7 protein-coding genes are annotated in these 6,045 nt (G+C 59.5%); 1 reads left to right on the forward strand and 6 read right to left on the reverse strand.

Annotated elements, in window-relative coordinates; translation table 11 throughout:
* Positions 1-92: 92 nt before the first annotated feature.
* The 6 genes from OC610_RS19355 to OC610_RS19380 form a co-directional block, all read right to left on the reverse strand.
* Positions 93-1,322: a nucleoside recognition domain-containing protein gene (locus tag OC610_RS19355; RefSeq protein WP_264429935.1), complete on the reverse strand. Its 1,230-nt coding sequence runs from the start codon at positions 1,320-1,322 to the stop codon at positions 93-95.
* A gap of 249 nt (positions 1,323-1,571) precedes the next feature.
* On the reverse strand, positions 1,572-2,903 hold the full coding sequence (gene gltP / locus OC610_RS19360; RefSeq protein ID WP_264429936.1) for a glutamate/aspartate:proton symporter GltP: 1,332 nt from the start codon (positions 2,901-2,903) through the stop codon (positions 1,572-1,574).
* Between the two features lie 271 nt (positions 2,904-3,174).
* Positions 3,175-3,390 carry a hypothetical protein gene (locus OC610_RS19365; RefSeq protein WP_264429938.1) on the reverse strand — a complete coding sequence of 72 codons (216 nt, stop codon included), beginning with the start codon at positions 3,388-3,390 and terminating at the stop codon, positions 3,175-3,177.
* Between the two features lie 208 nt (positions 3,391-3,598).
* Positions 3,599-4,063, reverse strand: a complete 465-nt coding sequence (locus tag OC610_RS19370; protein ID WP_264429939.1) for an inhibitor of vertebrate lysozyme family protein — start codon at positions 4,061-4,063, stop codon at positions 3,599-3,601.
* A 2-nt stretch (positions 4,064-4,065) separates the two neighbouring features.
* The gene (locus OC610_RS19375; protein ID WP_003177151.1) at positions 4,066-4,230 is read right to left on the reverse strand and encodes a DUF1328 domain-containing protein; all 165 of its coding nucleotides are present in this window, start codon (positions 4,228-4,230) and stop codon (positions 4,066-4,068) included.
* Positions 4,231-4,311: 81 nt separating this feature from the next.
* Positions 4,312-4,599, reverse strand: coding sequence for a hypothetical protein (locus OC610_RS19380; protein WP_217860753.1), 288 nt, complete (start codon positions 4,597-4,599; stop codon positions 4,312-4,314).
* Positions 4,600-5,034: 435 nt separating this feature from the next.
* Between OC610_RS19380 and algB the strand changes: the two genes are divergently transcribed.
* On the forward strand, positions 5,035-6,045 hold a 1,011-nt coding region (gene algB, locus OC610_RS19385), incomplete at its 3' end, for a sigma-54-dependent response regulator transcription factor AlgB (RefSeq protein ID WP_264429941.1).

Below are 6,045 nucleotides of genomic sequence, written 5' to 3' on the forward strand. Positions count from 1 at the left end.
CCTGTGGGAGCCGAGCTTGCTCGCGATGACGGCGGCACATCCAACAGATGTGTCAACCGATCATCGTTATCGTGAGCAACTCACTCCGCCGGTCAGCCGAAGAACCAGTAGCAAACCCCGATAGCCGCCACCACGCCGGCCAATTCAGCCAGCAGCGCGCAGCCCACCGCATGGCGCGCGCGCTGGATGCCCACGGCGCCGAAATACACAGCCAGCACGTAGAAGGTGGTTTCGGTGCTGCCCTGGATGGTCGCGGCCACCAGGGACGGGAAGCTGTCCACCCCGGACGTCTTCATGGTTTCGATCAGCATCGCCCTGGCCGCACTGCCGGAGAACGGCTTGACCATGGCCGTCGGCAGCGCGTCGACAAATCGCGTGTCCAGGCCCGCCCATTGCACCAGGTGGCGAATGCCGTCCAGGCCGAAATCCAGCGCTCCCGAGGCCCGCAACACACCCACCGCGCAAAGCATCGCCACCAGGTAGGGCAACAGGCTCTTGGCAACGTCGAAGCCTTCCTTCGCGCCTTCGACGAACGTTTCGTACACCTTGACCTTGCGCAGCGCGCCCACCACCAGGAACAGGATGATCAAGCCGAACAGCGTCAGGTTGCCCAGGATCGACGACAGCCCCGCCAGCGCGGTGGCCGAGAGCGTCGCCAACAACGCCATGAAGCCGCCCAGCGCCAGCGCACCTGGAATCAGATAAGCCAGCACCACCGGATCCCACAGGCGCAGCCGTTGCACGAACGCCACGGACAGCAGCCCCACCAAGGTCGAAGCGCTGGTGGCGAGCAGGATCGGCAGGAACACCAGGGTCGGGTCCGGCGCGCCTTGCTGGGCGCGGTACATGAAGATCGTGACGGGTAGCAGGGTCAAGGACGACGCGTTCAACACCAGGAACAGGATCTGCGCGTTGCTGGCGATGGTCGGGCTGGGGTTGAGGTCTTGCAGGGCACGCATGGCCTTGAGGCCGATGGGCGTGGCAGCGTTGTCCAGGCCCAGGCCGTTGGCGGCGAAGTTGAGGGTGATCAGGCCAATCGCCGGGTGGCCGGCGGGCACTTCCGGCATCAAGCGCAGGAACAGCGGGCCAAGGGCCTTGGCCAGCCAGTCGACGATGCCGGCTTTTTCAGCGATGCGCAGGAAGCCCAGCCACAGGGTCAGGGTACCGAACAACAGGACCATGACCTCGACCGACAGCTTGGCCATGGCAAAGATGCTTTCCACCATGGCGGCGAAAATCCCGGCGTTGCCGCCGATCAACCACTGCGCCACCGCCGACACGGCTGCCACGATAAAGAAGCCAAGCCACAGGCCATTGAGCATCGGTTAATCCCCCGGAAGATGCCGCGAATGATAGCGGGGCTGGCAGAAACGACAAACCCCGGATTTCCCCGGGGTTTGGTTGGCACTGCATAGATGATCAATGGAGCCCTGTGGGAGCGAGCTTGCTCGCGATTGCGTCGGATCCGTCACCATTGTTGTTGACTGACACGCAGCCATCGCGAGCAAGCTCGCTCCCACAATGACCGGGGTGTTCAGGCACTTTTTTGCTGGCCCGAACGCCCTTCAGGATCAACGGCTGGAAGTTTCCCCCGCCGGCAGCGGCTCCTTGCTGCGCCAGTGCGGCAGGGAGTTCCAGTAGCGCTGGCCCTTGGCATCGTCGTACATGCCTTCCCAGCGGGAAATGACCAGCACGGCCAGGGCGTTGCCGATCACGTTCAGCGCTGTACGGGCCATGTCCATGATGCGGTCGACACCGGCAATGAACGCCAGGCCTTCCAGCGGAATGCCAACGCTGCCCAACGTGGCCAGCAGCACCACGAACGATACGCCCGGCACGCCAGCGATACCCTTGGACGTCACCATCAAGGTCAATACCAGCATCAATTGCTGACCGATGGACAAGTCGATGCCATACAGCTGGGCAATGAAGAGCGCCGCGATGCTCTGGTACAGGGTCGAACCGTCAAGGTTGAACGAATAACCGGTGGGCACCACGAAGCTGCAAATGGCTTTCGGCGCTCCGTAGGCTTCCATCTTCTCGATCACCCGTGGCAACACGGTTTCGGAACTGGCGGTGGAGTAGGCCAGCACCAGCTCATCCTTGAAGATACGCATCAGCTTGATCACCGAGAAACCGAACAGGCGGGCGATCAGGCCCAGCACCACAAAGGCGAAGAAGGCGATGGCGACGTAAACCAGGATGACCAGCTTCGCCAGCGGCAACAGGGACGCGAAACCGAAGTTGGCGACGGTCACCGCGATCAGGGCAAACACACCGACCGGCGCGTAGCCCATGATCATGTGGGTGACCTTGAACATGCTCTCCGATACGCCCTGGAACATTTTCACCAGCGGATCACGCAGGTCCGATTGCAAGCTGGACAAGCCGAGGCCGAACAGGACGGAGAAGAAAATGATCGGCAACATCTCGCCGCGAGCGACGGCGGCGAAGATGTTCGACGGGATCAGGTTGAGGATCGTCTGCACGAACGCATGCTCATGCTGGACCTCGGCGGCCGTGGCCTGGTACTTGGAGATGTCCACCGTACCCAGCGTGCTCATGTCGATGCCGCTGCCCGGCTGGAAGAAGTTCGCCAGCAGCAGGCCGACGACGATGGCGATGGTCGTGACGATTTCAAAGTAAATGATGGTCTTGAAACCGATCCGCCCGAGTTTCTTGGCGTCACCGACCCCGGCAATGCCGACGATCAGCGAAGAGATCACGATCGGGATCACGATCATCTTGATCAGACGGATAAAGATATCGCCCGCCGGTTGCAGCACGTTACTGATCCACCAGGCCTTCTCGGCACTGAAGTGGTTGAGTAGCGCACCGATTGCAATCCCGAGCACCAGACCGATCAGGATTTGCCAGGCGAGGCTTAGTTTTGCCTTCTTCATATCATTACCCTTACTTCAGTTGGACTCGGGCAGCAGTGTCAACGGACGGCCAAAATGGCGATGCGAAGTCGTGCTGCTGCCCCCGTGTAACGTCACCCGAGCGCCCACGACGGCTCGCTGGCAGGCGAAAAAAGGCGCAACTATTGCCACGCGAGTGGGGATCGTCTAATGCCGTAACCGCCTACCCCATGCCGAATCGGCATGAGATTTCCCAAGTGAAACGTGCGTCCCAATCGATTAAAAAGCGACACTTCAGCAGGCATAAACGCCGTCAGCCGGCCATTTCAGCGTAGCCGTGCGCTGCTCTGATGGCTGGAGCGTCGATGAAAGGATCGAGCGTTGGAGTCCACTGGGGAGGAAAAATGGCGGGCGCATTCTCCGATATACGGTCGGCGTTGGGACAGTGACATTCGTCCAACAGGACAATATGCCGCAGCGCCTGGCGGGTTCTGTCAGGAAAGACAGCCAGCCGCTCTAACGTGAGCATCAAGCTCTCCGCAAGTTCGCCAAGCCATCAAGACTTTGCGAACTTGCGTCGCAGCTTTTACCTGACCCGGCCCTTGCGCAGGCACCCCTTGTGCCCGTAGGTCACTCCGACCCTTTTTGGTCAGAGCGTCCCAGCCCCCTGGTCATGCTTTGGCCCTCCTCGGGCCTCGCAAAGAGAAAGGCAGGGCTGCCTTTCCCGTTCTCAAGTCTCAGTACCAATTCGGATCTTTTTTCAGCTGTTCCATTAACAGTTCTTGCATACCTTCATCGGGATTGCCGAGAAAGCGATAGTCTGCGTGGCGGGTCGGCGATTTGTCGGCCGGCAGTCCGGCAGGCACTTCAACCAGCAAGGCGTAGGCTTCGTCCTTGTCGAAACTGAACGCCACGAACAGGCGCTTGTTTCGGCACGTTGCCTGGGTTTCGCACAGCGGCCCCACCAGGTATTTGTCTCCGTCCTCTTCGACGGCATTCATCTGTTCGGCATCGCCCGTCAGGTTCATCACCCATTCGGGCAGACGCTCTTCCTTTTTGACCACTTGCTGCCAGGTCTGGCGGTATTGCGGGTCTGCCTCAAGCAGTTGATTGACCCGCATCTGTCCGTCATTGGCAGCCAGTGCCATGGCGCTGCCGCCCAACAGCAGGGCGGCGGCCAGTCCTTTTAATGACGCGCTCATTGTCAGCCTCGGCCGCGACGACCAAAAAAGAACGAAGCGATGAACATCACCAGGAACACGACAAAGAGAATCTTGGCGATGCCCGTGGCGGTGCCTGCGATACCACCGAAGCCCAATACCGCAGCGATGATGGCAATGATCAGGAAGGTAATTGCCCAGCTCAACATGGTGATTCTCCTTACGCTTTTCTACTTAGTTGGGGTATGGCGATGATGGTTCCGGCACGACGGACGACCGGTCCATCGGGTTTAGAACACCCAGCGCTCCTCACGAGGCATGTCGGTAAGAGGCTGCGTTTGGTCGACCTCCATCATTCGCATCGAGGCGGACGCCTCGGCGACACTGCTGACCGCGCTGAAATGCGTTTGGGGAGCTCGTTGAATCGATACCAGTGGCGCTTCCGGCTGTTGGCTTTCATGCCACAACATGAGTTGCTGGCCTGCCACGAGGGTGATCAGCAGTGCGACGACAGCCCACAGCCCTTGTTGGATGGACAGGGCAGTGATGCGAAATTGGGCGGCACGTTGACGATTCATCCTGGAATTCCTCCCCACCCTGGCGGTGATCTGGTTGAGGCGCTTGGCGCCATGTTGATCTGGATATTGCAGTCCGCATGCCAGAACCATAACCCATTAAAATACTTTTAAAATCAACTAGTTATGACATATAGCGGAAGAGCTCAGGGCGCATCCTGCACGATGGGCCCGAGCGGAGTCGTGCGTTATGCACGAATCAGGGAAGGAGAAGCACAGGATTCTTTTTTTGAATTGCCGGTGGGAAATAGATGTCGGAATGAGCGAACCGAACCGAAGGCTCCGGGCGGGGCGGAAAAAAAGATGAAAATCAGGCTTTTAGACGCCAGAGGTCCACAGAAGCCTGTTCGATGAGTAATATTCGACCAGAATGGACCATGCAACTTGCCCGATTTTTCTGACACTAATCATCATCATTCATTAAGGAGCGTAGGAAAAATGGAATCCGCCACTGAGCATCAAGGCCGCATTCTGCTGGTGGACGATGAGTCCGCCATCCTGCGTACCTTCCGTTATTGCCTTGAAGACGAAGGCTATTCCGTCGCCACCGCCAACAGCGCCGCCCAGGCCGAAGCCCTGCTGCAACGCCAAGTGTTCGACCTGTGCTTTCTCGACCTGCGACTGGGCGAGGACAATGGTCTCGATGTACTGGCGCAAATGAGGATCCAAGCGCCGTGGATGCGGGTCGTCATCGTCACGGCCCATTCCGCCGTGGACACCGCTGTCGATGCGATCCAGGCTGGGGCCGCCGACTATCTGGTCAAGCCATGCAGCCCGGATCAACTGCGCCTGGCGACGGCCAAGCAACTGGAAGTACGCCAGTTATCCGCCAGGCTCGAGGCCCTGGAAGGGGAGATCCGCAAGCCGAAGGACGGCCTCGACTCCCACAGTCCGGCCATGAAAGTCGTGCTTGAAACGGCCCGCCAGGTTGCCAGCACCGATGCCAACATTCTTATCCTTGGCGAATCCGGCACCGGTAAGGGTGAGCTGGCGCGGGCTATCCATGGCTGGAGCAAGCGCGCAAAGAAATCCTGCGTCACCATCAACTGCCCTTCGTTGACCACCGAACTGATGGAAAGCGAGTTGTTCGGCCACAGCCGCGGCGCGTTTACCGGCGCCAGCGAGAGCACATTGGGGCGGGTTAACCAAGCCGATGGCGGTACGTTGTTTCTCGACGAAATCGGCGATTTTCCTCTCACGTTGCAGCCAAAATTGCTTCGATTCATTCAGGACAAAGAGTATGAAAGGGTCGGCGACCCGGTCACCCGACGTGCTGACGTACGGATTCTGGCCGCCACCAACCTCAACCTCGAAGACATGGTGCGCGACGGACGTTTTCGTGAGGACCTGCTGTATCGCTTGAACGTCATCACCTTGCACCTGCCGCCATTGCGCGAGCGGGCCGAGGATATCCTGACCCTCGCTGATCGCTTCCTGGCGCGCTTCGTC

Origin of the sequence: Pseudomonas agronomica, from assembly GCF_025917275.1 — a bacterium.
GTDB classification, from domain to species: Bacteria; Pseudomonadota; Gammaproteobacteria; order Pseudomonadales; family Pseudomonadaceae; genus Aquipseudomonas; species Aquipseudomonas agronomica.